The sequence below is a fragment of the Bergeyella porcorum genome (assembly GCF_042427575.1).
GTDB lineage: Bacteria > Bacteroidota > Bacteroidia > Flavobacteriales > Weeksellaceae > Bergeyella > Bergeyella porcorum.
The window spans coordinates 19,778-46,025 of record NZ_JBHMFD010000003.1 but is presented as its reverse complement, the minus strand read 5'-3'; the positions used below and the strand labels follow the sequence as shown (position 1 = coordinate 46,025).

The 26,248-nt window shown below is 38.2% G+C and carries 22 protein-coding genes; 15 read left to right on the top strand and 7 right to left on the bottom strand.

The window, feature by feature from the left end; translation table 11 throughout:
- Positions 1 to 147 precede the first annotated feature (147 nt).
- The 4 genes from ACFFUE_RS02750 to ACFFUE_RS02735 all read left to right on the top strand — a co-directional run bounded on the left by ACFFUE_RS02750 (position 148) and on the right by ACFFUE_RS02735 (position 4,267).
- Complete coding sequence (locus ACFFUE_RS02750; protein WP_376832655.1) at positions 148 to 756, top strand: hypothetical protein; 609 nt, start codon at positions 148 to 150, stop codon at positions 754 to 756.
- A gap of 257 nt (positions 757 to 1,013) precedes the next feature.
- The gene (locus ACFFUE_RS02745; protein ID WP_376832652.1) at positions 1,014 to 1,874 is read left to right on the top strand and encodes a GIY-YIG nuclease family protein; all 861 of its coding nucleotides are present in this window, start codon (positions 1,014 to 1,016) and stop codon (positions 1,872 to 1,874) included.
- Between the two features lie 229 nt (positions 1,875 to 2,103).
- The gene (locus tag ACFFUE_RS02740) at positions 2,104 to 3,054 is read left to right on the top strand and encodes a gliding motility protein GldB-related protein (protein ID WP_376832650.1); all 951 of its coding nucleotides are present in this window, start codon (positions 2,104 to 2,106) and stop codon (positions 3,052 to 3,054) included.
- Between the two features lie 442 nt (positions 3,055 to 3,496).
- Positions 3,497 to 4,267: a patatin-like phospholipase family protein gene (locus ACFFUE_RS02735; RefSeq protein WP_376832648.1), complete on the top strand. Its 771-nt coding sequence runs from the start codon at positions 3,497 to 3,499 to the stop codon at positions 4,265 to 4,267.
- On the opposite strand, the gene ACFFUE_RS02730 is transcribed toward ACFFUE_RS02735, so the two are convergent.
- Positions 4,257 to 5,135 carry an ion transporter gene (locus ACFFUE_RS02730; RefSeq protein ID WP_376832645.1) on the bottom strand — a complete coding sequence of 293 codons (879 nt, stop codon included), beginning with the start codon at positions 5,133 to 5,135 and terminating at the stop codon, positions 4,257 to 4,259. The genes ACFFUE_RS02735 and ACFFUE_RS02730 overlap by 11 nt on opposite strands.
- A gap of 56 nt (positions 5,136 to 5,191) precedes the next feature.
- Here ACFFUE_RS02730 and ACFFUE_RS02725 point away from each other — a divergent pair, with 56 nt between their 5' ends.
- The 3 genes from ACFFUE_RS02725 to ACFFUE_RS02715 all read left to right on the top strand — a co-directional run bounded on the left by ACFFUE_RS02725 (position 5,192) and on the right by ACFFUE_RS02715 (position 8,980).
- Positions 5,192 to 6,289 (top strand): Nif3-like dinuclear metal center hexameric protein, encoded by a 1,098-nt coding sequence (locus tag ACFFUE_RS02725; protein WP_376832643.1) that lies wholly within the window; start codon positions 5,192 to 5,194, stop codon positions 6,287 to 6,289.
- A 3-nt stretch (positions 6,290 to 6,292) separates the two neighbouring features.
- Positions 6,293 to 7,078 (top strand): zinc ribbon domain-containing protein, encoded by a 786-nt coding sequence (locus tag ACFFUE_RS02720; protein WP_327984237.1) that lies wholly within the window; start codon positions 6,293 to 6,295, stop codon positions 7,076 to 7,078.
- 111 nt (positions 7,079 to 7,189) lie between these two features.
- Positions 7,190 to 8,980: an aminopeptidase P family protein gene (locus ACFFUE_RS02715; protein ID WP_376832640.1), complete on the top strand. Its 1,791-nt coding sequence runs from the start codon at positions 7,190 to 7,192 to the stop codon at positions 8,978 to 8,980.
- Positions 8,981 to 9,048: 68 nt separating this feature from the next.
- Here the strand turns inward: ACFFUE_RS02715 and ACFFUE_RS02710 are convergent, their stop codons facing one another.
- Positions 9,049 to 11,223 carry an FN3 associated domain-containing protein gene (locus tag ACFFUE_RS02710; protein WP_376832638.1) on the bottom strand — a complete coding sequence of 725 codons (2,175 nt, stop codon included), beginning with the start codon at positions 11,221 to 11,223 and terminating at the stop codon, positions 9,049 to 9,051.
- Positions 11,224 to 11,400: 177 nt separating this feature from the next.
- Between ACFFUE_RS02710 and ACFFUE_RS02705 the strand changes: the two genes are divergently transcribed.
- From ACFFUE_RS02705 to ACFFUE_RS02675, 7 genes are all read left to right on the top strand, one after another.
- Entirely contained in the window at positions 11,401 to 12,321 is a 921-nt protein-coding gene (locus ACFFUE_RS02705) for an endonuclease/exonuclease/phosphatase family protein (RefSeq protein WP_376832635.1), read from the top strand.
- A 96-nt stretch (positions 12,322 to 12,417) separates the two neighbouring features.
- Positions 12,418 to 13,161 carry a deoxyribose-phosphate aldolase gene (gene deoC / locus ACFFUE_RS02700; protein ID WP_376832661.1) on the top strand — a complete coding sequence of 248 codons (744 nt, stop codon included), beginning with the start codon at positions 12,418 to 12,420 and terminating at the stop codon, positions 13,159 to 13,161.
- Between the two features lie 216 nt (positions 13,162 to 13,377).
- Complete coding sequence (locus tag ACFFUE_RS02695) at positions 13,378 to 14,037, top strand: YceI family protein (RefSeq protein ID WP_376832632.1); 660 nt, start codon at positions 13,378 to 13,380, stop codon at positions 14,035 to 14,037.
- 101 nt (positions 14,038 to 14,138) lie between these two features.
- A complete protein-coding gene (gene pheS, locus ACFFUE_RS02690) occupies positions 14,139 to 15,149 on the top strand; it encodes a phenylalanine--tRNA ligase subunit alpha (RefSeq protein ID WP_376832630.1) in 1,011 nt (336 codons plus the stop codon).
- Between the two features lie 562 nt (positions 15,150 to 15,711).
- Positions 15,712 to 17,304 carry a sodium:solute symporter gene (locus tag ACFFUE_RS02685; protein WP_376832628.1) on the top strand — a complete coding sequence of 531 codons (1,593 nt, stop codon included), beginning with the start codon at positions 15,712 to 15,714 and terminating at the stop codon, positions 17,302 to 17,304.
- Positions 17,305 to 17,684: 380 nt separating this feature from the next.
- The gene (locus ACFFUE_RS02680) at positions 17,685 to 18,536 is read left to right on the top strand and encodes a transketolase (RefSeq protein WP_376832626.1); all 852 of its coding nucleotides are present in this window, start codon (positions 17,685 to 17,687) and stop codon (positions 18,534 to 18,536) included.
- Between the two features lie 33 nt (positions 18,537 to 18,569).
- A complete protein-coding gene (locus tag ACFFUE_RS02675; RefSeq protein WP_376832624.1) occupies positions 18,570 to 19,517 on the top strand; it encodes a transketolase family protein in 948 nt (315 codons plus the stop codon).
- 73 nt (positions 19,518 to 19,590) lie between these two features.
- Here the strand turns inward: ACFFUE_RS02675 and ACFFUE_RS02670 are convergent, their stop codons facing one another.
- Genes ACFFUE_RS02670 through ACFFUE_RS02655 form a run of 4 tightly spaced genes read right to left on the bottom strand, consistent with a single transcriptional unit; the run spans position 19,591 to position 21,998 of the window.
- Positions 19,591 to 20,166, bottom strand: a complete 576-nt coding sequence (locus tag ACFFUE_RS02670; RefSeq protein ID WP_376832622.1) for an RsmD family RNA methyltransferase — start codon at positions 20,164 to 20,166, stop codon at positions 19,591 to 19,593.
- A 54-nt stretch (positions 20,167 to 20,220) separates the two neighbouring features.
- A complete protein-coding gene (locus ACFFUE_RS02665; RefSeq protein ID WP_376832620.1) occupies positions 20,221 to 20,940 on the bottom strand; it encodes a DUF3822 family protein in 720 nt (239 codons plus the stop codon).
- A gap of 17 nt (positions 20,941 to 20,957) precedes the next feature.
- Positions 20,958 to 21,452: a DUF8465 domain-containing protein gene (locus ACFFUE_RS02660; RefSeq protein WP_376832618.1), complete on the bottom strand. Its 495-nt coding sequence runs from the start codon at positions 21,450 to 21,452 to the stop codon at positions 20,958 to 20,960.
- Positions 21,453 to 21,503: 51 nt separating this feature from the next.
- Entirely contained in the window at positions 21,504 to 21,998 is a 495-nt protein-coding gene (locus tag ACFFUE_RS02655) for a metallophosphoesterase family protein (RefSeq protein ID WP_376832616.1), read from the bottom strand.
- Positions 21,999 to 22,031: 33 nt separating this feature from the next.
- Between ACFFUE_RS02655 and truA the strand changes: the two genes are divergently transcribed.
- Entirely contained in the window at positions 22,032 to 22,763 is a 732-nt protein-coding gene (gene truA, locus ACFFUE_RS02650) for a tRNA pseudouridine(38-40) synthase TruA (protein ID WP_376832614.1), read from the top strand.
- Between the two features lie 271 nt (positions 22,764 to 23,034).
- Here the strand turns inward: truA and ACFFUE_RS02645 are convergent, their stop codons facing one another.
- Positions 23,035 to 26,181, bottom strand: coding sequence for an efflux RND transporter permease subunit (locus ACFFUE_RS02645; protein WP_376832612.1), 3,147 nt, complete (start codon positions 26,179 to 26,181; stop codon positions 23,035 to 23,037).
- Between the last annotated feature and the right edge of the window lie 67 nt (positions 26,182 to 26,248).

Genomic DNA, 26,248 nt, shown 5'->3' with positions numbered 1-26,248 from the left:
CTCGTATTATACTTTGTGCTTAACCGAAAATTTGGCACTTCGAAATCGCCTACTTTTCATATACTAACCGATATACGCAATATATATGTAAAAAATAAACGAATGTTCGTATATTTGGGTGTATAGCCAATTTTAGAAACCGACATAGTGACAAAAAAAGAACTTATATGGACAATCGTAGTTTGGGTTATTTTGACCCTCATAAACTACTACTACATGAATTTTTTCTTTTTAGCATTTATATGGCTTGGATTGACTTTGATACTATTAATACTAGCAGTAATTCAATTAGTAAAGACAATCAAAGAAAGAAAAACATTAACGAAACTTCGTGTAGCAAAACTTGTGACAATTTCCTTACTCTTTCTTTTAACGCTTTTCCGACATACCACCAATCTTGCTATAGAAAAAGTAGACTGGTTCATTCTTGAAAACAAAAGAAATGAAATCGTAAAACAAGTAAAAAACAAAGAACTCAATCCAAATGTTAGCTGGAATGGATGGGTTTGTGAATTACCTTTTGAATTTCCAATAGTTTCAAATGGTGGAAACGACATTGGAATATATAGAAACAAAGAAAATAATTCAACAACAGTGACATTTTGGGTTTTCCGTAATTTTTTCGACTCACCTTCGACATATTTTGTTTACACGGACGACCCAGAAGAGATAAAAAGATTAGAAAAAAAAGTTGCTGAAAGACCTGACGATAACTGGAAGATTAAAGAAAATTGGTATAGAAAATATGGCGACTAACGAAAGAAAAACTGACTATAACAAGGTATTGCAAAAAGCGGGGCTAAAGTGCTAAATTCCAGGATTGTACTTTTATCTCCGCCAAAAATGAATTTTATTCGTTTTTTATTTTTAAATTTGGCTCATAAAAATTCGTTTTGGCTTGCCTTAGTGCAAAATAGAAACTTTCGACTTCGATTTCCCCGCCTTCGGAAATACCCAAACGTTAGCGGTCAGGCTAAAACGACCGAACCTAAAACGAAAACTGACAGACCAAAATGACGAAATTTAGTTGGGACATAATTCAAAAACAATCAGACGAAATTTTATCCTGTGGACTTAACAAATTGAAAACTCAGCCGTTTTGTGACACATCGACTGTTAATGAAAAAGGCTGTGGAAATTATTTAATATCGCTTGACAAAGTTCCGTTTTATGTTGGTGAAGGAAAAGAACTTGTTAAAAGACTTAAACAACAATTTAAGCCAACGACATCGACTTTTTACAAGAATTTCGAGAAACTTAACTCTACAAATCAACTTGCCAAACCAACAACAATTGACAAGTTTAAAATTCAATTTATTTCGACAAACATTGGACGAAAAGAGGTTGAAGAATTTGGAATTGTAAATTTACCAACAAAACTTAACGGTTTTCAACTTGACAAAAGGAAAAAGTTTGCAATTGCAGACCAAAGAGGACTTTGGAACGTAGTTCAAGAAAATTTTGCAAAAATCTTAGAAGAGGGAGAAATTAAAATTCTAAAATCGACTTTTACACCTTGGTTTGATGCAAAAACTATTAGTTCGGCTGGACTTTATCTTGTAAAAGACAAATCAGACAAACTAATTTATATCGGAGAAAGTTCTGACATTGGAGAACGAATAAAAACGCATAGTGGTCGAACATATTTTTCAGCACTTAGAAGACATATTGGAACTGACATTTTAGATTTTACACTACAAGAAATTAAAGGTAAAAAACGTTATTTTAGCGAAACAGAAGACAGAAAAGTAACAGAGTTTTTAAAAACGTGTAAAGTGACACTTTTTCCAGTTGATTTTGGACGTTATGAATTAGAAGAATATTTAATAAAAAAACACAGACCATTATTAAATCGAAAAGACAACAAAGGCTAACAAAAAAGCCCGAACCGCTAACATCGCATTGGCAAAATGGCGGGTTAAGTGCAAAATTGAACTTTTGTGCTTCTTTTCCCGCCGAATGTGTTCCACATTCGCTTTTTTATTGTAAGTTAGTGATGTGGAAACACATCGGCTACGTTACTGCTAAATTGAACTTTTCGTCCAATTTATCCGCCACTTCGCCAATGCGTTTCCCGTTACCTGCAATTTTATAAAACCTGCGATGAATACAAGATTTCTGATTATTTTGATATTTTTTTCAAATTTTGCGTTTAGTCAAACAAATAACTTCAAAAAACATATTGAAACTTCTGACATAAAAAGATTTTGGACTGCTTTTGACGCTGTAAAAAACTCAAATAACATAAATAAAGTCCAAATTTTTGAAAAGATTTACATTAAAAACGCTTCAAACGGATTGCAGGATTTCATAAAGTCAAGAGATTTTACTTCAGAAAAATGGATAAAATCATTTGCAGAATATCCAAAATTTTGGAATTCAATTCGACCTAAAACCGAAAACATTCAGAATGATTTTAACAAAGTTGAAAAGATTTACAAAAAATTCCAAAAGATTTATCCTGAATTTAATCCGCCAAAAATTTACTTTACAATTGGAATTTTAAAAGGTGGTGGAACCGTAATTAACGGAAATTTAATTATTGGTTCTGAATTGGCGTCGTCTGATAAATTTGTTGATTATTCTGAACTTCCAAAAAATTATCAGGACAGAATGAAAATTAATTCGGGAATTATGTTTCTAACAACTCACGAACTTGTTCACACACAGCAAAATTTAAATAATTCTAACAAATCAAACCTGCTTGGGAATTGTTTAAAAGAAGGTTCCGCCGATTTTATTGCGGAATTAATTCTTAACAAAAAAGTTGAAGCACCTTACATTGATTTCGGAATGAAAAACCAATGTAGGATTTGGGAGGAGTTTAAAAAAGAAATGTATGGTCATGATTTTCAAAATTGGCTTTCAAATACGGCGACTATAAAAGACAGACCTGCAGATTTAGGTTATTTTATAGGCTACATTATCACAAAAAATTATTACAAAAACTCACTGAATAAAAAACAAGCAATAAAGGAAATTTTAACTTTAGATTTTGCAGACGAAAAGGCAACGGAAAACTTTTTGAAAAAATCTAAGTATGCGTGTGAATAAGAAAAACTGCATGTAACATGGGTTTTGCAAGATGCGGGGTTGAAGGAAATCTCAGAAAATCTGTAGAAAATACCCGCAAAAATTTTTCCATTTTTTAGTTTTTTCGTAATTTTAAAAAATGGAAAAAGTTTTTTGTTAAGGTCGGGAGTTGTTCCCGAGGATAATTTTTTTGTAGCCGTTCAAATTATTCGTTGGTGAGCATAGCTTTTTTGCAAAATACTGATTTTTAAGTAGCTATATGTTTTAGGGCAAAAAAACATTATTTTTTTAGAATTTTCCTTTACAACTGTAGGAACTCTTCCTACAATAAAAACAAAGCGAAAAATCGGCTTTCGTTTTGTTTCAGGAAAAAGAGGCTGTCCAAAACTTCTCGGACAGTTTCTTTTTCATTAAACATTTGTTTAAAAAACATTATCTTTGTTTTGATTTTAAACTCTATCCAATGTACAATCTAGGATTAGCCTTATCTGGCGGAGGTTCCAAGGGTATTGCCCACGCTGGCGTTATCAAATTTCTCAACGAAAACAATATAAAACCCGATGTCCTTGCTGGCACCAGTGCAGGAGCTATTGTGGCAACCCTATACGCCGCAGGAAAAAACCCCGAAGAGATTTTAGCTTTCTTCAAGTCGGTTTATTTTTTCAAATGGAATCACTTTTCGCTTACCAAACCCGGAGGTCTCATCCAATCGGAGGCATTTCAAAAATATTTACGCCCCATCTTTGGAGAAGCCACCTTGGGAGATTTGGATAAAAAAGTCCTCATCACAGCCACCAATTTACTGACGGGCAAAGCGGAGGTTTTCAGCAAAAAAATCAAGGTGATAGACGCCGTTATAGCCTCTTGCTCCATCCCTATGGTGGTAACGCCTTATAAAATAGGCAATGAACTATACAGCGATGGGGGCATTCTAAACAATTTTCCCGCAGATGTACTCAAATATTCTGCAAGAAAAATTATAGGCATTTATTTTTCCTCTCAAAAAAGTGTAAAAAACAGTGATTTAAAATCCGTTATTGATGTTAGTTTTAGAGCATACGACCTGATGACTTCACAGTCAGAAGAAGGCAAATTTGCCCTTTGCGATTGGTTTATCAATCCCACAGACCTTGTCAATTACAATATGTTTGAAACCAATAAATCTCGGATGAACGATATCTTCCAAATAGGTTACGATGCTGCAAAAAACTCTTATGACCAAGCTATGCTTTAGTCTCTTCATCTATGGGGTGTGATACCCTTTCGCCACATCGCTTACAGTAGTTGGCATCATCATCTATATCATCATTTCCACATCGGTGGCATACTTTTTCCAGATTCTGCCGTTTATTTCTCATCTCCGCCGTCACAATCCCCGTAGGCACCGCAATAATGGAGTAACCCGCAAGCATCAGTACAATAGAGAAAAACTTCCCCAAAGGCGTTGTAGGAGATACATCGCCATACCCTACCGTAGTTACCGTTACTACCGCCCAATAGATGCTTTGGGGGATACTTTCAAACCCCTCCTTATGCCCCTCTACCATATACATTAATGACCCTACAATCACAGAGAAAATCATCAGAAACAACAGAAAGATATAAATCTTCCTTGAACTATTTTTCAGAGCTTTTACAATAAGGTAGCCATCGTTCATAAAGTCTAAGAGATTCAAAATCCTGAAAACCCTTAGCATTCTCAACATTCTAATGATGAGAAAAAATTTAGTTACAGGGAAGAATAAGCTCAAATAAAACGGAATGATGGACAATAAATCTATAATGCCATAAAAACTAAAAATATAATCTTTTTTATTGCGAATGGTAATGATTCTCAGGATATATTCTATGGTGAAGAACACGGAAATTGCCACTTCCAAAATAATGAAAAACAAATGGTACTGCAAATCAAAAGAAGGAACACTCTCCAGCATTACCGTGAAGGTACTGATGAGAATGAGGATGAGCAAGCTCAAGTCAAATATCTTGCCCATAGGCGTATCAGAGTAATAGATGATACGGAAGAGCTGGCGTTTCCACTTTTTGCGTTCAGGCTTAAAGTTGTGTTCTTTTTCTACCTCTATAGGGAGTTGGTCTGGCATTGGATATTTTTTTCTAAGGAAATTAATTCCTAATTTCGTTGCAAACTTAATAAAAAATGAAATTATACAACATCATTAGTGAGCTAGAAAAATCATTTCAGATGTCTCAAGCCGAAGATTTTGATAATGTAGGCTTACTTTGTGGCAATCCAGAGCGGGAAATCACAGGCATATTAGTGTGCCACGATGCTTTAGAAAATGTAGTAGAAGAAGCCATAGCAAAGCACCTTAACCTTATTGTATGTTTTCATCCCATTATTTTTTCTGGACTGAAATCCATTACTGGGAAAAACTATGTGGAACGAGCCATACTGAAAGCCATAGAAAACCAAATTGCCATCTACGCGATACACACCGCCTTTGATAACGATTACTTCGGGGTAAATTATCAAATCTGTGAAACTTTGGGTCTTAAAAATCAAAACATTTTGATGCCAAAGCAAAACAATCTAAAACAACTCGCCGTCTATGTTCCTCACAGCCACACCGAAGCAGTAAAAGAAGCCATCTTTGCAGCTGGTGCGGGACATATTGGGTTTTATGATGAATGCAGTTTTTCCGTATCGGGACAAGGGACATTCCGTCCACTTCCTGGGGCTAATCCTTATGCAGGTACGCACCATACTAGAGAAAACAGCCAAGAAGATATGCTCTATTTCATCTTTGAAAATCACAGACAGTCTCGCATTTTACAAGCGATGAAAACTGCCCATCCGTACGAGGAAGTCGCCTACCAAATCTATGCACTAGACAATGAAAATCCTTATGTAGGTTTGGGGCGTTATGGTGATTTTGAAGAAGCACTTTCCGAAGAAGCTTTTCTCAAATTGGTGAAAGAAAAATTTAATCTCAGCGTGATAAGACACTCTGCCCTACGAGGTAAACCCGTGAAAAGAGTTGGCGTTTTAGGAGGTAGCGGAGCCAGTGGCATAGATGCTGCCATCCGCCAAAAATGCGATGCTTACCTCACAGGCGATGTGAAATACCACGAGTTTTTCCAAGCAGAAAATAAGATGTTACTCTGCGATATAGGGCATTTTGAATCCGAACAGTTTGTTACTCAACAATTATTTGATATTTTATCGGAAAAATTTCCTAAATTTGCAATCTTAAAAACAGAGGAAAATACTAATCCTGTAAATTACTTTTTATAAAATATGGCTAAGAAAACAACGGAAATTTCAGTTGAAGACAAACTAAGAGCACTTTATGATCTTCAAATCATTGATTCCAGATTAGACGAAATCCGCAATACCAGAGGGGAATTGCCTATAGAAGTAGAAGATTTGGAAAACGAAATAGAAGGACTTCAAAAGAGAGCAGAGAAGTTTGATGGCGAAATCAAAGAACAAAACAACGAGATTAACACCAAAAATGAAGTCATTAATCACGCAAAATCTTTGATTGAAAAATACAAAGCTCAGCAAGACAATGTAAGAAACAATAAAGAGTTTGAAGCCCTAGGAAAAGAAATTGAATACCAAGAGCTTGAAATTCAACTTGCTGAAAAGAGAATCAGAGAATTTAATGCGAAAATCCAGCAAAAAAACGAGCTACTAAAAGACCTAAACGAGAAAATAGAAACGCTGAAAAGTCATTTGAAATTCAAAAAAGATGAGTTGGAAGGTCTTTTAGCTGAAACTCAAAAAGAAGAAGAATTTTTGGAAACCAAGTCCCAAGAGTTCTCTGAAAAAATAGACGAAAGACTACTAAAATCTTACCAAAGAATCCGCGAAAATTCCATCAATGGATTGGCAGTTGTAGGCTTAGAAAGAGGGGCACCAAAGGGTTCATTCTTTATGATCCCACCACAAAAGCAGATGGAAATTGCACAGAGAAAGAAAATCATCATAGATGAGCATTCTGGCAAAATTTTGGTGGACGAAGAATTGGTAAACGAGGAAACTGAAAAAATGAAGGATGTGATTAGATTCATCTCTTAGTCAAATAAAACAACCGTAACTCAAAATGTTGCGGTTGTTTATTTTTTACTCACTTTCTATTTTTCATTCCATCAAAAAATTGTAATTTTAAACCTCTAAAAAATATCATTAATGAGCAATATACAACTGAATACCCCATCTGAAAGAATCACAGCACTCAGAGCTCAGATGGCACATCACAATATAGACGCCTTCGTCGTCTATTCTGCAGATCCACATCTTAGTGAATATTTACCAGAAGAATGGCAAGAACGCACTTGGCTTTCTGGCTTCACGGGCTCTGCTGGTTTTGTAGTGGTAACACAGGATAAAGCCGCCCTTTGGACGGATGGTAGATACTTTATGCAAGCTGGAATAGAATTGAAAAATTCTGGAATAGAACTGATGAAAATGGGCGTAGATGGCGTGCCTTCATATACCGATTGGCTGAAGTCTGAACTACAAGAAGGAGGAATTGTTGCCGTAAATGCCTTAGCCGCTTCACATTCTAGTTGGCTAGAATTAGAAGGTCAATTAGCCTCTAAAAATATCAAAATTGTTAATCATCCTCTTTTAGCAGAGCTTTGGGTAGATAGAAATAATGAACAACCGAAGCACCCCATCTTTGTTCATCCATTGGAAAGAGCGGGGCAATCTGTGGAGGATAAACTGACCAACATCCGCCAAAAAATGACCGAACAAGGAGCCGACTTTCATATCATTTCTAGCTTAGATGATGTAGCTTGGACGGTAAACCTCAGAGGAAGCGATGTAGCGTACAACCCTGTATTTCTAGGATACATCACCGTTACCAAAGACCTCGCTACACTCTATGTAGATATGGAGAAACTTACCCCAGAAGCGGTACAGTATCTGAACGAGGCTCGCGTAGAAGCAAAACCATATGACGATTTCTTCGCAGATTTAAAGAAAGTGGAACATCAAAATGTTTTAATATCTCCTAACAGCAACCAATCTATTTTTGAAGCACTTTCCACAAAAAATCAATTGATAAAAGCCGCTGTACCAGGCAATTTGATGAAAGCTCAGAAAAACGAAACCGAATTGGAAGGCTTCCGTATCGCAATGCAGAGAGATGGTGTGGCAATGGTAAAATTCCTTTATTGGCTAAAGCATACCGCAGGGAAAGAAGCTTTAACGGAATATTCCATCGGGAAGAAACTAAAAAATTTCCGTGCCGAAGGTAAAAACTTTGTAGGAGAAAGCTTTGGCAGCATCATTGGCTATAAAGAAAATGGTGCCATCATCCATTATTCTGCTAAAGAAGAGGATAGCAAAGCGGTAACTAATGATGGTAGCATTTTAGTAGATTCTGGAGGGCAATACCTAGAAGGAACTACGGATATTACCAGAACCATTGCTTTAGGAAAAGTTTCTGAAGAGTTTAAAAAAGAAGTAACCTTAGTACTCAAAGGAATGATAGACCTTTCTATGGTCAAGTTTCCTAAGGGAACCAAAGGTGTTCATCTAGATGCTATTGCCAGAATGCCACTATGGTTAGAAGGTAAAGATTATAACCACGGTACTGGACACGGCGTGGGCAGTTTTATGAATGTCCACGAAGGGCCTCAGAACATTCGCAAAGATATGAACCCTCAAGAATTACTTCCAGGAATGGTATGCTCCAACGAGCCAGGTTTTTACCTTGATAATGGCTATGGCATTAGACTAGAAAACCTCATCGCTGTGAAAGAAGCTGAAACTACGCCATTTGGTACTTTCTATGAGTTTGAAACGCTTACCCTTTGCCCTTTCGATAGAGAGCTCATCCTTGTAGAACTGCTAACGCCATCAGAAAAACAATGGCTCAATGACTATCACCAATGGTGCGAAAAATTACTCGCTCCCGACCTAGAAGGCGATACCAAAGAATGGTTCTTACAGCAAGTAAAACCTTTATAATACACTCAAAGAGGCTGTCCAAAACTTTTCGGACAGCCTCTTTGAGTTGGAATTAATCCTTGATAGACTTATTTCACAATCACTTTATGACTTTGTATGAAGCCGTTAGCCTGAATTTTTAGGATGTAATTTCCTGTTGCTAATCCATTGATATTCAAATATTCGGTATGGCTCTTCTGAGATAGCTTGAAGGTTTTTACCAATTTACCCGTCATATCGTAGAGGTAAGCTACTCCGTTTTCAAGATTGGAATAATTAACTTTTAGCACACCATTCTCCGCAGGATTTTCAACCCCAAATGTGGTTTTAGAAGCAGTAAGGTCTGATGTAGATAAAACAGAATCACAATTCACGCTTCTTACATTCCCCGCAACACTAGTATCCCAAACATAGCAAGAGTTTTGTGTGACATTGGTGATATCTCCCGTTTGGGAATTGCCTTGCTCATTTCTGAACAGGAAGTTAGCAGAGGTAGCCCCAGTGAAAGAGAAAGAATACCAACCTGTATTGGCATCATAAGTCATTGCTACAGGATTGCTCCAGTTGGCATCTGCCATTACTCCAGTAGGTTGTACACCCCAATAATGGATAAACGAGTTACTCCAATTGGTCCCTTCTGATTTGAATTTTACAACAATACCTCCATCGGCAAAATTATAATTTCTTTCTACCACGCCAGAGCTTAAATTAGCGTTATCAAAAGCTACTGCCTTTAAAACTGTTGCACTGCTAATGCTTACAGGTCCTGTATAGATAGATGAAGTTGCATTAGGTTCAGTACCGTCCAGTGTGTATCTAATAGTAGGAGCCACGCGGCTATCATCACTTGCAGTAATGGTAATATTCTGCGTACTGCCTGTAAGATAAGTAGTGCTTGGCTCTTGGATTTGTATCGTAGGTGCTACATTGATGGCAGATTTAGTCCAAACAGCGTATTCATTATCAGTAATAATTTGGTTCCACCCCTCTCCAGAAGGTGTCCACGCGTTAGGACCTATCTTCATTGCAATAACGGCATCGGTATCAGCATATCTTTTCTTGATGTAGGCAGCATACAATCCCGTTTCAGATTTATCTATCACAATATGGCTCCAAGCATCTATCCCTGAAGTTTTTCTGATAGCCATCAGTTTATCAATTATGGCTTTCTCACTGGTATAATTTCTGGTAACGTTATCTTTGGAATAAATACCTCCAAAATAGTGAGGTGCAAATACAGATGGAATCCCTGGATGCGTTAGAATATAGGTATAGGCTTTAGGGATATTGCTGCCCAAAAACGCAGAACCGTGAATGAAGGTATCGTGATTATCTACGAAGGTAACCGCTTTTTCTGCAAAGCCATATTGCCCTGCCAGTCCCGCCATAGCTCCACCCCAGTTGAGATTACCATACTGATTATTAGCTGTGGCAGAAGCAAAGGTATTAGAAAGATTGTAGTAAAGGGAAAAATCAAATGCTCCAGAAATGGTGGCTCCACCAGCATAGGTGCCATTAATCCAGCTTTTGAGATTATCCACATTGCCATCCCAATTTTCACCTACAGAATAATAAGGCTGGCTATCCCCAATATACATTCCAAAATATTGCGGAGCAAAACCTTTGGCAACATCCCATCTCCATCCTTTGAAGCCTAATGCTTTCAGGCGACTTAGAAACTCTTTATAGCCTTCTTGTACAGTGGTATTGGTATGGTCTATATCTCTAGAGCCACCAAAGCCATCTCCTGTATCCTGAGCACCAGAGGGTCTGCAAGACATTACAGTGCCAGCATCAAATGCTGCTGTAGCTTCATCATTGATAACAATAGCATCACATCCCCAAGTAGGATTGGTGAAATCCGTCCAGCCTGTAGTGCCACTTCTGTGGTTTGCCACCACATCTGCTATCGGATAGATACCTCTGGCGTTCATATTAGAAAGCATCTTTTTAAGCTGTGCTTCCGTTCCCCAAGCGGTAGAAGAGAAGTTGAAAAGCTCTGTAGGGAAATAGCCTACTCCTCCCGTAGAATGGCTTGCAGGTGGCATCCATATCATATCAAATCCCAATGCTTTCAGGTTGCCCGCACGGGAAGCGTAGAATTCATACAATCCTCCTTCGCTGGTATTTCTAGATTGGTTATACTCATCCCATCCGAAAGATTGTAGCATAATATCATCTAAATAATCTGGGGTTTGAGTTTGTGCTTGAATTTGTACTGACATTGCCATCAACATCGATACAGTAAGTAGTGTTTTCTTCATAATTAACTTTTTTTATTCTATATTTTCAGGGGAGTAAAAGTACAAACATTTTGTATATCTTTGATAAGATTTTAATATGAATTTAAACAGCTGTTTATAGGTGTAGTAGATGAGTATAATAACTTCGTAAATCAATTTCTTTTATTAATTTTACCTCTCTAAAAAAAACAAACGCTGATGAGTGCCGAGGAGGTTCTTTTTTATAATGTGGAAAATCTTTTTCTTCCTGATTTTGAATTTCATAAACGAGAAATACCATCTTCAAATTCTGGTTTGAAAAACTGGAACAAAAAAAGATACGAAGCCAAACTCAAGAGTCTAGAAAAAGTATTTCTCTGGATAAAACAGCAAAATGGACAACTACCATTCTTGGTAGGACTTTGCGAAGTGCAGGGCATACAACCCCTTCAAGATTTAGCCGCATTAGAAACCTTCGAACATCGTTATCGCATCGTCCATTATAAAGGTAAAGATGAACGCGGTATGGATGTCGCTTTGCTCTACGACTCATCCAAAATACAAATACTTTCTTCCGAATCTATCACCTATACCTTTGAGGAAAGTGGTGAAAAGCATACCCGAGATGTCTTATATTGCAAGTTGAAATTTAACACTTGGGTAATGAATGTCTTTGTGCTACATCTGCCATCTAAACGAGATTCTGACAGTAACCGAAACAAAAGAATTCATATTTTAAAAGATTTGCAACAACGCATTGCGATGCTTCCAAAGGAAGAAGCTACCATCATAATGGGAGATTTTAACCAAAATCCCAGCGAAGGTTTTCTGAAGGATTTCTTACAGAGCGGTTCATCGGTGCTATTCAATCCTTTTGTTCAGTTGTTCAAAGAACGGCAGTTTTCTACTTTCCACGGCAGATTGGGATTGTTGTTTGACCAGATGATACTTTCCCCACATTTTTTATCAGAAGGGTATTCGCTACAGTTTGAAAAGGCTGCTGTTTTTAATGACCCACGATTGTCTAGCGGTATCAAAAGCCATAGAGGACGCCCTTTCAGAACCTATGCAGGGACAAGATATCTTGGTGGCATTAGCGACCATTACCCCGTATTAATAAAGTTTAAACAGAAATCTTAATCCCGAAAAGCAAATAAAAATCAGTGGTTAAAAGAAGACCTAAAAACCATTTCTTTCATACCTTTGCATCAATTAATTTATCAATAAAGTTTAAACATTATGAATATCGCACAATATCTTGATTCAACTTATTTGAAAACACCAGCTCAGTCTGGTCTTACAGAAGAAGCAACCAAAAAAATCGTTTTTGAACTCTGTGATGAAGCCTTGGCAAACCATATTTTTGCCGTGATGATTCGTCCAGATTATGTGAAAGAAGTTAAAACTTACCTAGCACCGAAAGGGGATGTAAAAGTGGGTACAGTTATTGGTTTTCACGAAGGTACTTATACCGTGGAAGAAAAATTAGCCGAAGCCCAAAAAGCCATTGAAGATGGCGTAGATGAATTGGACTATGTGATTAATTTTGAAGCTTATAAAGCAGGGGATTTAGACACCGTGAAAAGAGAAGTGGTAGAAGGTTCCAAGCTTGGTTTAGACAACGGAAAAATCGTAAAATGGATTATAGAAATCGCGGCACTTACCAATGCTCAGATTGAAGGCATCACCACTCTGATTCGCCAATGTGCAGAGGAGCATTTTAGCCCAGAAGAGCAAGCGAAGATTTTTGTAAAATCGTCCACAGGATTTTTTAAAACCGAAGATGGAAAACCTAACGGTGCCACAGTAGAAGGTATCAAACTGATGAAAGCCAACGCTGGAGCTCTACCAATAAAAGCCGCAGGCGGCGTAAGAACCCCCGAAGAAGCTCAAGAAATGATAGCCTTGGGCGTTACCCGCATTGGGACTTCTTCTGCATTAGCCCTATTGAAAGGCGAAACAACATCGGGAGGTTACTAAACTAAAAATCATAACAGTAAAAACTGTCCTTTTCACAGGGCAGTTTTTTTTATTTCAATCCAATCATATTGAAGTACACCTTTTCCGATACTTGAATATCAAACTATTTCCCCCTTTGGAGGTATGAACTTCTATTCCACTTCATCAATCGATATAGTTTTGTCTAATATCAATATTTTTATTATTTTAGCGGAATTAATAAAGAAAACTATTTTAATGAGAAAAAATATTACCAATGCTGTATGGTCTGCCATTGTATTAGGAGCTGTTTTGGTTTCTTGTGGCAAAGACAAACCTCTTACCAGTGAAAGCAACGCCGTAGAAACTACACAAGATGGCAAACTCTATGTGCTAGATACCCTGAATAGCAAGATAGAATGGAAAGGCTTCAAAGTATTTAAAAGCGATAATACCAGCCATTTTGGGACATTAAAGTTTGAAAGTGGTGATGTTACTGTGAAAGATGGCGTATTAGAAAGTGGAAAATTTGTTGCCAATATAGCGTCTTTAGAAAATGTGGATTTAGCCAACGATGCAGAGCAAAAATCCAAATTGGAAGGGCATCTAAAATCTGGCGACTTCTTCGAGGTGGAAAAATTCCCAACGGCTTCTTTCGTCATCACCAAAGTTTCTGCTACAGAAGGTGGAGATTACAACACGCTTTTAGACGGTAATCTTACCATCAAGGGCATTACTAAACCCACTCAGTTCCTCGCCAATGTAAGTGTGAACAATGGAGAGGTAACCATCGCTACAGAACCGAAAGACATCAATAGAGAGGAGTTTGGAGTGAAGTTTCAAGCACCGATTCAAAATGGTGTTATCAAAAACGAAATCAATGTACAGATTTTGGTAAAAGCATTGGGAGAACAGTAAAACTTGTTTATACAGCAAAATAAAAGGTGTGAGAATATCGCACCTTTTTTTCATTAATAACCGAAAAGTTGTAAATTTGGCATCTTGAAAAAATATCCAAAATGTTAGAAAAGATTGAAGAACTATTGGCAGAGGTTGCCCGTTTTACCACTACCAATAAGGAGGAAATAGAGCAATTTCGCATTCAATATAATGGTAAAAAGGGAATTCTAAATGATTTGTTTGAAAAATTCAAAGAAGTTCCTAATGAACAAAAGAAAGAATTCGGACAGAAAATCAATACGCTGAAACAAGCCGTTGCCGCAAAGCTTGATGAGCTGAAAGCCGCTACTGCCACTCAAATTGTAGTGGAAAAAGAAGACCTTACCAAGCCTGCATTTCCATTAGAGTTGGGAACAAGACATCCTATCAATCTGGTAAGAAATCGCATTGTGGAAATCTTCAAGTCCATTGGTTTTGCTGTGGCAGATGGCCCAGAGATAGAAGATGATTGGCACAATTTCAGTGCACTAAATATGCCAGAGTACCACCCTGCAAGGGATATGCAAGACACTTTCTTTATAGAGCAAAATCCTGATATGCTACTGCGTACCCATACTTCATCTGTTCAAATCCGATATATGGAGAACAATGAGCCACCCATCAGAATATTGGCACCAGGGCGTGTATTCAGAAACGAGGCGGTATCCTCTCGCTCGCATTGTATTTTCCATCAGATAGAAGGGCTTTATATTGATGAAAATGTAAGCTTTGCAGATTTAAAACAGACCATTCAGTTTTTCACTACGGAGCTTTTTGGAAAATCAAAAATCAGAATGCGTCCATCGTACTTCCCTTTTACAGAGCCAAGTGCAGAGGTGGATGTGTATTGGGGGCTTAATTCTGAAACCGATTATAGAATCACGAAAGGAACGGGCTGGCTAGAGATTATGGGCTGTGGTATGGTGGATCCTGCGGTACTGAAAAATGTAAACATAGACCCAGACCAATATTCTGGCTATGCTTTCGGTATGGGAATAGAGCGTATTGTGATGCTGCTTCATCAGATGGGAGACATCCGTATGTTCTTTGAAAATGATAAGAGAATGCTAGAGCAATTCGGGCATCTGTAACCTATGTTTTAGCACATTATACACTACGCATTCCTTGATTGGGAATGCGTTTTTTGTTTTTCCCTGAGACTGAAATAGCCTCCCGAAGTAGGAATCTTCAACAATACAAAAGACAAATTTCCCTAGTATCTGTTTTTATTCAATTTCTTCAATAATTTATTGTCCACAACTTGTTTCAAACCAATCCACTTTGGGATTTATGACAAACATCGGTGTTTTAAATCAATCCATTTTGGGATTTATGACAAACATCAGTGTTTTAAATCAATCCACTTTGGAATTTATGACAAACATCAGTGTTTTAAATCAATCCACTTCGGGATTTATGACACGCATCAATGTTTGTAATCAATCCCTGAAAGGTTTTATTGCAAATAAGATGATTTTAAATCAATTCAATATCAATTTGATATTATAATTAAAAATATAACATTCAGCCTCTTCAAAAATACTAAAATCAAAGCCTGAATGCTTTCAACCCAAGCCTTGAAAAATCTGAAACAGCTTATCTAATCTTTTTCCCGAAAAAAACTATATTTGTGAAATTTTATTTTTAGAAAATATGAATTCTACAACGGTATTACTTTCATTTGTACTGATTTATTTCGTGGGGCTTTTGGTAATTGCCTACTTTACAAGTCGTAATTCTGATAATCAATCTTTTTTCATCGGGAACAAAAAGAGCAAATGGTGGCTCGTGGCTTTTGGAATGATAGGCACCAGCCTCAGCGGCGTTACCTTTATTTCCGTACCTGGTACGGTGGGGAAAATGACGGGTGGTGAGCCTCCCTTTGGTGGGTTTGAATACTATATGATGGTAGTGGGTTTTTTCTTGGGGTATTTTGTGGTGGCGTTCATCCTCTTACCGCTGTATTACCGTATGAATCTTACCTCTATCTATACCTATCTGGGAAAGAGATTTAATGTAGAAGCCCATAAAATAGGCTCGTTGTTTTTCATTATTTCGCGTTCCATAGGAGCTACAGCAAGGCTCTATCTGGTGGTGAATGTATTACAGATTTTTCTTTTAGAAAGTTTGGGCGTTCCGTTTTGGGTAACGGCTGCCATCATCCTTCTGATGGTACTACTCTACACCTTTGAAGGTGGCGTAAAAACCATTGTGATTACCGATACGCTACAGACCTCCTTTATGATTATCAGCTTAATAGGCTGTATTCTTTACATTCTTTCTCACTTGGATTTATCTGCCGCAGAGGCGTACAATACCCTTGCCGAAAGACAATACACCCACCTCATCAATACCGATGTTAATTCTAAAACATTTTTCTTGAAAACCATCTTAGGAGGGATGTTCATCACCATTGCAATGACGGGATTAGACCAAGAAATGATGCAGAAAAACATTTCAGTAGATAATCTGAGAAATTCTAAAAAGAATATGCTTTCTTTTGCGGTCATTCTATTATTTGTGAATATGGCGTTTTTATTTCTAGGAGGACTTCTGTATCTATTTGCCATCAACAACGGGGCAGAATATGCACAAATCACCAATATTATCAATGGAAAAGAGCAGATAAGCAACATTTTCGGCTTCCGAGATGCCACTGGTAATATTACAAACATTATGGGAGACGATTTATTCCCTGCCCTATCCCTGCAAGGCTATTTTCCACTGGCTATTTCTATTATTTTCATCATTGGTTTAATCTCCGCATTGTTTCCATCCGCAGACGGGGCTCTTACCGCTGTTACCAGTTCGTATTGTGTAGATCTTCTCAATCTGAATGAGGATAAAACCAAAACTGAAAAACAGAAAAAAAATCTCAGAATGCGGGTACACCTTACCTTCACAGTGGCTTTCTTCCTGCTGATTATGATTTTCAAAGCCATTAATGATAAATCTATTATCTATCTCATTATGGAAATTGCGGGTTATACTTATGGGCCACTTTTAGGATTGTTTGCCTTTGGTATTTTCACCAAATTTCAAATACAGAAGAAAGGAAGTATCTTAGCAGTAACGCTTTTGGCACCAGTAGCCACTTACCTTGTTAATATGCTGATTACACAGAATACAGATTATCGCATAGGTGTAGAACTTATCATCATCAACGGACTACTGACTTTCCTTGGTTTATTCCTCGTAAAAGGAAAAGGAACCTATACCGAGACTCCTACGCCTACCAACCCATAATCTATAATATCTCCTCTAATCTCTTTTATAAGAGCAAAGAAGAAGAAAGAGCAAAGAGGTCGTATATTAATTGTTGATTGTTAATGATTAATTGTTAGTCTATGATTGTCGGTTGATAGTCTTTTCTCTTTCTTCTTTCCTCTTTCTTCAAAGACTCAACACTCAAAACTCAGCACTAAAATTGGTTGTCAGTTGTTGGTTGTCGGTTGATAGTCTTTTCTCTTTCTTCTTTTCTCCTTCTTCAAAAATTCAAAACCTCAAAACTCAGCACTAAAATTGATTGATAGTTGTCGGTTGATAGTCTTTCCTCTTTCTTCAAAAAAAACTTTCAATTAGGGTTTAATTTTTGTAATTTCGCTCAATCATAAATCTTAACAATAATGAGTAAAAGCATTGAAGAACTAAAATCTCTCACCACACAGATAAGAAGGGATATTTTGAGAATGGTACACGCTGTAAACTCTGGACACCCAGGGGGTAGCTTAGGGTGCGTAGAGTATTTTACTGCACTTTATGGCAAAGTGATGAATTATCAATTGCCCTTCACAATGGAAGGTAAAAACGAAGATTTATTCTTCCTTTCCAATGGGCATATTTCACCAGTTTACTATTCCACTTTAGCAAGGTTTGATTTCTTCCCTGTGGAAGAACTGAAGACTTTCAGAAAATTAGATTCTCGCTTACAAGGACACCCTACCACCCACGAAGGTTTACCAGGGGTAAGAATTGCATCTGGCTCTTTAGGACAAGGTCTTTCAGTAGCTATTGGTGCCGCCTTAGGGAAAAAATTGGACGGCGATGCTTCTTTGGTCTATTCCCTTCACGGTGATGGCGAATTGCAAGAGGGGCAAATCTGGGAAGCCCTAATGTATGCTGCCCACAATAAGGTGGACAACCTGATTGCAACAGTAGATTATAACAACCGCCAGATAGATGGTGATGTGGAAGATGTCCTCAGCCTTGGTGATTTACACGCTAAATTAGAAGCTTTTGGCTGGACGGTTCTCAATGAGAAAAACGGAAATGATTTAGAAGCGGTTATCGCTATCTTGGAAAAAGCAAAAGCCGAAACTGGCAAAGGAAAACCTGTGGTAATCATCCTTAATACCGAGATGGGTAATGGCGTAGATTTTATGATGGGTACGCACGCTTGGCACGGCAAAGCTCCGAATGATGAGCAACTGGCCAAAGCAATGGAACAACTTTATATAGAAGCTCCTGCTGATTACTAATTCTAAACATTCAACAAAAAAGAAAAATTAAAAATGAAATACACCTATACAGAAAAAAAAGATACCAGAAGTGGATTCGGAGCAGGATTAGCAGAGCTGGCAGATAAAAACCCTAATGTTGTTGCCCTTTGTGCAGACCTTATCGGTTCCCTAAAAATGGAGAAATTCATAGAAAAAGCCCCAGAGCGATTCTTCCAAGTGGGAATTGCAGAGGCTAATATGATGGGCATTGCCGCAGGGCTTACCATTAATGGTAAAATTCCTTTCACGGGTACATTTGCTAATTTCTCTACTTCCAGAGTTTATGATCAAATCCGTCAATCTATTGCTTATTCTGGTAAAAATGTAAAAATCTGTGCCTCTCACGCAGGGCTTACCTTAGGGGAGGATGGGGCTACGCATCAGGTTTTGGAAGATATTGGTATGATGAAAATGCTTCCTGGGATGACGGTAATTAACCCTTGCGATTATAACCAAACCAAAGCCGCTACATTGGCAATTGCTGAACACGAAGGTCCTGTTTATTTAAGATTTGGGCGTCCTGCTGTACCGGTATTTATTCCAGAGGATATGCCTTTTGAAATTGGGAAAGGGATTCTTCTACAAGAAGGAAAAGATGTGACCATTGTAGCAACGGGACATTTGGTATGGGAATCCTTAGTAGCTGCCGAAGAATTGGAAAAAGAAGGCGTCTCTTGCGAAGTGATTAACATCCACACCATCAAACCATTAGATGAAGAAATCATTCTAAAATCTGTGGAGAAAACTGGTAAGATTGTTACGGCAGAAGAGCACAACTACCTAGGTGGTTTAGGCGAATCTGTGGCGGGACTTTTAGCCAGAAAAAGACCTACAAGACAGGAATTTGTAGCTGTAAATGATTCCTTCGGAGAATCTGCTACCCCTACCGAACTGATGAAAAAATATGGCATAGATGCGGAAGCGGTAAAAAAAGCCGTAAAAAGGGTGCTAGAAGGATAATCCTTGCTTTTACAATATAACCGCCGCCCTCTCAACTTGGTTGAGAGGGCGGCGGTGTTTTATAATCGCAACATTACGCTTCTCCCTCTTCTTTCAATTGAAAAAAGGAAAAACTTACATTGCCATACTTTCTTGTTTCAAGAAGTAGAGGATGCTCTATGTTCATTCGGCTTTGATGCTCTAAAACAAAAACGCCATTCTCTTTCAGATATTGATTATTCAAAACCAAGGCGATGAGTTCCTGATATTTTTTCTCATCGGTTCCATCAAATGGAGCATCAGCAAAGACAATCTCGTATTGTTTTTTATTTCGGTTTTTCTTGAGCCAATCATACACATCGCCCCTTTGAACATTAATCTGCAATGCCATATCCAAATCTGCTGCCGTAGAGCTAATAAAACCACAATGCTTGGTATTCAGTTCCACCGCTGTAACATCTTGACACTCTCGAGAGGCAAACTCTAACGAAATAGAACCAATACCTGCAAACAAATCCAGAACAGAACACGCCTGAAAATCCAATTGATAGCGATTTTCTAAAATACTAAACAACGCCTCCTTTGCAAAGTCTGTGGTAGGTCTTACTTCAAAATTTTTGGGTGCCACAATGCGTTTGGCCTTCCATTTTCCGCTGATGATTCTGAACATAATATGGTTGTTGGTTGACAGTTGATGGTTGTTGGTTTTGAACAACCTAATTGTTTAGTTGATTTTTAAAATAAAATTTTGTTTTGGAATATTGTCAAATACAATTTTCAGATGGTTAACAAATTTGCGAAGCTCGGAAATAAAAGTTTCGTTCCCCGAAGTTTCTCCATAAACAAAAAAATACGCATCTTGAGTTCCAAAATCTATCTTGCTAAGGGTAAACATAATGAAATAGAGAAAATCCACCTCCGAATCTACATCCAAGTTGTTGTATAATAACACTTTTTTATCCTTCAATGCTACAAACTCGCACTGATGATGGTAGAGGTTGATATGGATTTCATTACCGCCTTTCAGGTGGATAGAACTGAGGAATTTCTCCCCAGAAAAGTTAAAATTCTTAGGAACTTTCACCCCTTTGATGAGCTGATAATATTCCTTTGGAAGGGTGTAATAAAACTGAACGCCAAACCGCTTATTAACAGAGAGCATTAGCTCCTCTTCATCGGGGTTTACTTGAGCATTATAATTGATTAAATCATATCCCAAATCGTGCTGTGAGAACCCCTCTGGCATTAGCGTAAAATGATTGAGTGCAGAATATACCGAAATGCTGAAAAATTTCTTTCCCAAAACTTCTTTCAACTTTTGCAAGATAAAATCAGAAGGTGCATCTTCATTTTGAAAAAAGGCATTTTCCTCCAAAACGGTTTTGTTTCGGGTAATCTGGTATTGCAAACCATCTTTCGTGAAAAGTAAATTGAGTTTTTCCATATAAAATGATGGCAAATTTAGTGAAATTCTACCATTATCGCACCCGATTGATGATGCAAAATTTCTTTATTATAAAAATCCAGCCCCAGCTGAGATTCCAAAGTATCTATCACCATTTTTTGTAAAGTCCCATCTCCCAAGCCGTGAATAATTTCCATTTTTTTCAACCTATTCTTTCTGCAAAACACCAAGGCTTCCAATAGTTTTTCTTTCTGAATGAATAACCTTTCAAATCCATCATAATCCAAAGGCATATCTACCAATTTTTCAAAATGTAAATCTAAAACAAAATGATTTCTCTGATGTTTCTTGGATTTCGGTTTGTATTCCTTAAATTTTTCTACGTTCTGGATATTATCATACCAATCAGCATTTCGCTGTACTATTTGAGATACCGCCACACGATGTGTAAAGCCGTGCTCATCTTTAAAAACCACCATATCCCCGTGAACGGAAGTTATCACCCCACTCAAATCTTCATCTATCACAGAAACGCTATCACCTATTTTCATCTTTTGTTTGTGCTTTTATCAACTATAAATTCTAAAATCTAACCTCTCCCCCTACCTTTTCCCCAGCTCTATCACTTCAAGATTTTGGATATTATCGCCATCTATTTCAAAACGCATCATTGTACGCACCTGATGCCAGCCACTCTTACCACACGCCCCAGGATTGAGGTGTAAAAGCTTATGCTTCTCATCGTACATCGCTTTCAAAATATGAGAATGCCCAGAAATAAATAGCTGAGGAGATTTCATTCCAATTTCTTTTTTGGCAAGTGGACTGTATTTGTTGGGATACCCTCCAATGTGTATCATCAGCACCTCTACCCTTTCGCATAGAAATCTATTGACCTCTGGTACGCATTGCCGAACTTCCGTACCATCTATATTACCATAGACCCCCCTTAGCGGTTTAATGTTTTGTAAGGTTTCCAAAACGGAAACATTCCCAAAATCACCGCAATGCCAAACCTCATCTGCTTCGCTAGCGTATTGCAATATTTTTTCATCTAAGTGAGAATGCGTATCTGAAAGTAAAAGTATCTTCGTCAAAAGTATTATTTTTGTGGTTGCAAATTTACAAAATTGAGATACTTTATAGAATTTTCATACAACGGAAAACATTATTTCGGCTATCAAATTCAGCCGAACGCCATCACTGTGCAGGAAGAACTAGAAAAAGCCCTCTCTACCCTACTGAGAACCCCCATCAAAACCACGGGAGCTGGGCGTACCGATACGGGAGTACACGCTAAGAAAATCTTTGCCCACTTTGATTTTGATGGTCATATTGCAGATAAGCTTCCTTATCAGCTCAATAGCTTTTTACCGCCAGACATTGCCGTGCATAGAATTTTCAGGGTGAGAGATGATTTTCACGCTCGTTTTGATGCCACTTTTCGCACCTATCATTATTATATTTCGTTGGAGAAAAATCCTTTTACGCAGTCATCGGCTTGGCAGCATTGGAAGAAACCTTTGGACATCAATAAAATGAACGAAGCGTGTAAAATTCTCTTTGAATATGAGGATTTTGAAAGCTTTGCCAAAGTAGGTGGAGATAATAAAACTACCCTCTGCAAAATCTACAAAGCCGAATGGGAACAGCAAGGCACAGAACTGAAATTTACCATCTCTGCCAATAGATTTCTGAGAAATATGGTGAGAGCCATTGTAGGAACTATGGTAGAGATAGGCTCGGGAAAGCTAAAGCCAGAAGAGCTACGCCACATTATAGAAGCCAAAAACCGAAATGCTGCAGGTACCTCTGCTCCCGCACAAGGCTTATTTCTAGTGGATGTAGGTTATCATTTTTAGGTTTGAGTGTTGAGTGTTGAGTTTTCACCATCAACCGACAACCAACTTGAGTTTTGAGTGCTGAGTTTTGAGTGTTGAGTTTTCAACAACCAATTTAAGTTTTGAGTTTTGAGTGCTGATTTTTAACAATTGACAATTAACCATTAATAAACGACCATCAACCGACAACCATCAACTATCAACCAATAACCATTAACAATTAAAATAGGTTGCCTCACTCTAGAGACAACCTATCTTCTACAAAGAAACATTAAATAAACGATGATGAAAATTAATGCGGTGCTACATCTTTATGGTCGTAGTCAGCTACCATCATTTCTTCGATATTATCTTTTTCGTGCCCGAAGAAACGGTCTTCTATTCTTACGATGATATAATATACCACAGGAACAATAATCAGGGTAAGGAATAGTGAGGACATCAATCCACCGATGATAACAATCGCCAAGCCATTGTTCATCTCAGAACCAGCTCCAGATGCCATCGCTATTGGCAACATCCCGAATACCATCGCAATGGTGGTCATCAAGATTGGACGAAGACGAGCGTGGTTGGCCTCTATTAGAGCTACTTCTATGGTATCCCCCTGCTCTACCCTATGGTTGGCAAAATCTACCAAGAGAATAGCGTTTTTCGCCACAAGACCAATGAGCATAATGATACCCAAAATGGTGAAAATGTTCAAGGATTCATTAGTCAATGCCAATGCCCACAATGCTCCAATGAATGATAATGGAATGGAAAAGAGTACAATGAACGGCTTCACGAAGTCGTTATAAAGCACCACCATAATCATATACACGAGCATAATGGCGGCTATCAATGCAATACCTAATGTTCCGAAACCTTCCGCTTGGTTCTCGGCATTACCACCCCATTTCCATTTCACGCTTTCAGGCTTTTTCAAGGTTTCCAATCGTTTTTCCAATTCACTGGTAACACCATTAAGGGACTTCCCTACCACCTGAGATTTTACAGTAACCGATGGCGCACGGTTGTAACGCTCTAATAACGCTGGGCCAGAAGTGTATTCTACCTCTGCAAACTGGGAGAGATTCACCTTTTGCCCTTGCCCATTGGTAAACTCAATATTCTTTACATTATCGATATTCTTTCTATCAGCTTCATCAAAGATGATATTGATGTCATATTCATTATCCCCTGTACGGTATTTGTTATCGGTATTTCCATTGAAAGCCGTTCTCAAAGTTTGCCCTACTGTAGCTACATTCAGCCCAAGACTTGTCATTCTATCTCTATCTACACTAATGGAAATCTCTGGGTTTCCTTCCTCTACGCTGAGGGTAACTTCACTAGAGCCTTCTATCTTTTTCAGTTCTGCTTCGGCAGCTCTACCATAGGCTAAAACCTCTTCCAAAGTACTTCCCGTAACTACCAATTGTACTGGTGCATCTTCTGCTCCCATAATCCCCACAGGCACGGTGGTTACCTTAGCACCTACCAATTCTTTTTCCAGCTCTCTTTTCATTTTGGCAGCAAAGATTTTGGTAGGGTCTTCTCTTTCAGATTTATCCACCAACTCTACATTGATTTCGGATTTATAAGCTGTAGATTGCGAAGCTCCCATCCCACTACTAGACTGCCCTACGGTGGTAATCATAGAAGCTACTGCTGGATTTTTAGCCAGGTAAGCCTCCGCTTTTTGAGTCATAAAATTGGTTTCTTCGATGGAAGATTCTTTCGGCATTTCTATCTGAACCAAAAACTCACCTTTATCCGTTCCTGGGAAGAAATCTCCACCAATGTAGCCCAACGCTGCTACCGCAATGGCACTTACAAATAGGAAGAAAGTTACTACAAAGGTTTTTATCTTATTGTGAAGCGACCATTTGAGCAAATCACTCATAAAGTGGGTGAATGAAGTAAGCACTGCTTCAAACTTATAAATCACTTTTCCTAGAAGGGAATTTTTACTGATAAGCTCCAATTTCCCGTATCTTGAAAACAACCAAGGCACCACCGTAAAGGATACCAAAAGGGAAAGCATTGTAGCTATTACCACCGTTACACAAAACTGACGAATGATGTCTGGTACCATCCCACTACTCATCGCAATAGGTAAGAATACCACCACAATTACCAAAGTAATCGCCGTAACGGTAAAGCCAATTTCTGCTGCACCATCGTACGCTGCACGCACTCGGTTTTTGCCCATCTCCATATGGCGGTGGATGTTTTCTATCACCACAATAGCATCATCTACCAAGATACCCACAACGAGGGAAAGTGCTAATAAACTCATCAAATTGAGCGTATATCCGAAAACGAAAAGCCCGATGAATGTAGCTATCAATGAAGATGGAATTGCCACCATTACGATAAGGGCATTTCTGAAACTATGAAGGAAAAACAACATCACAAAGGCTACCAAGCCCACAGCAATCATCAAATCCTTCATTACAGCATTGGCAGAATTGAGCGTAAACACCGAGGTATCATTCGCTAAATTAACCTTAATGCCTTGTGCTGCATATTGTTTTTCTATATCTACAATTTTCTGTTTCACCAAATCACTCAGCTCCACAGCATTAGACCCACTTTGTTTTTGGATTTGAAGCAAAAGCGTTGCCTGCTGGTCTATTCTTGCTATTTTCTCCACTTCTTTCTGAGTATCTTGCACCTCGGCAACATCAGAAAGCTTGATGTTCACGCCATTCTGTGAAGAGAGCGTTAGGTTTCTCATTTCCTCTACTGTTTTGAATTTTCCAGATAGGCGGATGAGCGTAGAACTCTCTCTGGTCTCTAAGCTTCCCGTAGGGAAATCCATATTAGATGCTGCAATAATCTGCTGCACTTGCGGAACGGTAAGCCCATAACCTTGAAGCTTAGCCTGATTGAGGTTGATGCGGATTTCACGCTCTTGTCCCCCGATGATATTCACCTGAGAAACCCCTGCAATTCTGGAAAACTCAGGTTGTATTTTTTGATCTACCAAGTCATAAAGTTCAGTTTCTGTAAGATTACCCGTTACCCCTAAGCTCGCCACAGGCAAGTCTGATAGGGAGAATTTTGCCAAAGAAGGCTCTTTAGCATCTTCTGGTAAATCTGAACGGATGGCATTGATTTTCCTTTGGGCATCATTCAGGGCATAATCTACATCGGCATCATTCTGAAACTGAATAATCACCACAGAAAGACTTTCATAAGATTTGGTTTGAATGTTTTTAATCCCTTCCAATGCGGCAACCGCATCTTCTATCTTCTTAGAAACACTGTTCTCTACCTCCGAAGGCGATGCTCCAGGATATACGGTAGAGATGGTTACTACTTTTACTTCCACATTGGGAATCAGCTCGTAGCTTAGCTGCTTGTAACTAAACAACCCTCCGATGATGAGTGCCGCTAAAAAGACAATCACCAAGCTGGGGCGTTTTATGGATACTTCTGCTAATTTCATTTTATTTTTTTAATTGTAAATAATATTATCCTTCTGAGCAAGCTCAGATTGAATCTACATCTATATG

Coding starts and splice junctions, on each gene's coding strand:
- ACFFUE_RS02665 (WP_376832620.1), bottom strand. CDS start 20,940: ATGGAAAAACTCAATTTACTTTTCACGAAAGATGGTTTGCAATACCAG.
- ACFFUE_RS02720 (WP_327984237.1), top strand. CDS start 6,293: ATGGCTAAGAAAACAACGGAAATTTCAGTTGAAGACAAACTAAGAGCA.
- pheS (WP_376832630.1), top strand. CDS start 14,139: ATGTTAGAAAAGATTGAAGAACTATTGGCAGAGGTTGCCCGTTTTACC.
- ACFFUE_RS02680 (WP_376832626.1), top strand. CDS start 17,685: ATGAGTAAAAGCATTGAAGAACTAAAATCTCTCACCACACAGATAAGA.
- ACFFUE_RS02660 (WP_376832618.1), bottom strand. CDS start 21,452: ATGAAAATAGGTGATAGCGTTTCTGTGATAGATGAAGATTTGAGTGGG.
- ACFFUE_RS02695 (WP_376832632.1), top strand. CDS start 13,378: ATGAGAAAAAATATTACCAATGCTGTATGGTCTGCCATTGTATTAGGA.
- ACFFUE_RS02645 (WP_376832612.1), bottom strand. CDS start 26,181: ATGAAATTAGCAGAAGTATCCATAAAACGCCCCAGCTTGGTGATTGTC.
- ACFFUE_RS02730 (WP_376832645.1), bottom strand. CDS start 5,135: ATGCCAGACCAACTCCCTATAGAGGTAGAAAAAGAACACAACTTTAAG.
- ACFFUE_RS02685 (WP_376832628.1), top strand. CDS start 15,712: ATGAATTCTACAACGGTATTACTTTCATTTGTACTGATTTATTTCGTG.
- ACFFUE_RS02715 (WP_376832640.1), top strand. CDS start 7,190: ATGAGCAATATACAACTGAATACCCCATCTGAAAGAATCACAGCACTC.
- ACFFUE_RS02705 (WP_376832635.1), top strand. CDS start 11,401: ATGAGTGCCGAGGAGGTTCTTTTTTATAATGTGGAAAATCTTTTTCTT.
- ACFFUE_RS02670 (WP_376832622.1), bottom strand. CDS start 20,166: ATGTTCAGAATCATCAGCGGAAAATGGAAGGCCAAACGCATTGTGGCA.
- ACFFUE_RS02735 (WP_376832648.1), top strand. CDS start 3,497: ATGTACAATCTAGGATTAGCCTTATCTGGCGGAGGTTCCAAGGGTATT.
- ACFFUE_RS02675 (WP_376832624.1), top strand. CDS start 18,570: ATGAAATACACCTATACAGAAAAAAAAGATACCAGAAGTGGATTCGGA.
- ACFFUE_RS02745 (WP_376832652.1), top strand. CDS start 1,014: ATGACGAAATTTAGTTGGGACATAATTCAAAAACAATCAGACGAAATT.
- ACFFUE_RS02725 (WP_376832643.1), top strand. CDS start 5,192: ATGAAATTATACAACATCATTAGTGAGCTAGAAAAATCATTTCAGATG.
- ACFFUE_RS02740 (WP_376832650.1), top strand. CDS start 2,104: ATGAATACAAGATTTCTGATTATTTTGATATTTTTTTCAAATTTTGCG.
- ACFFUE_RS02710 (WP_376832638.1), bottom strand. CDS start 11,223: ATGAAGAAAACACTACTTACTGTATCGATGTTGATGGCAATGTCAGTA.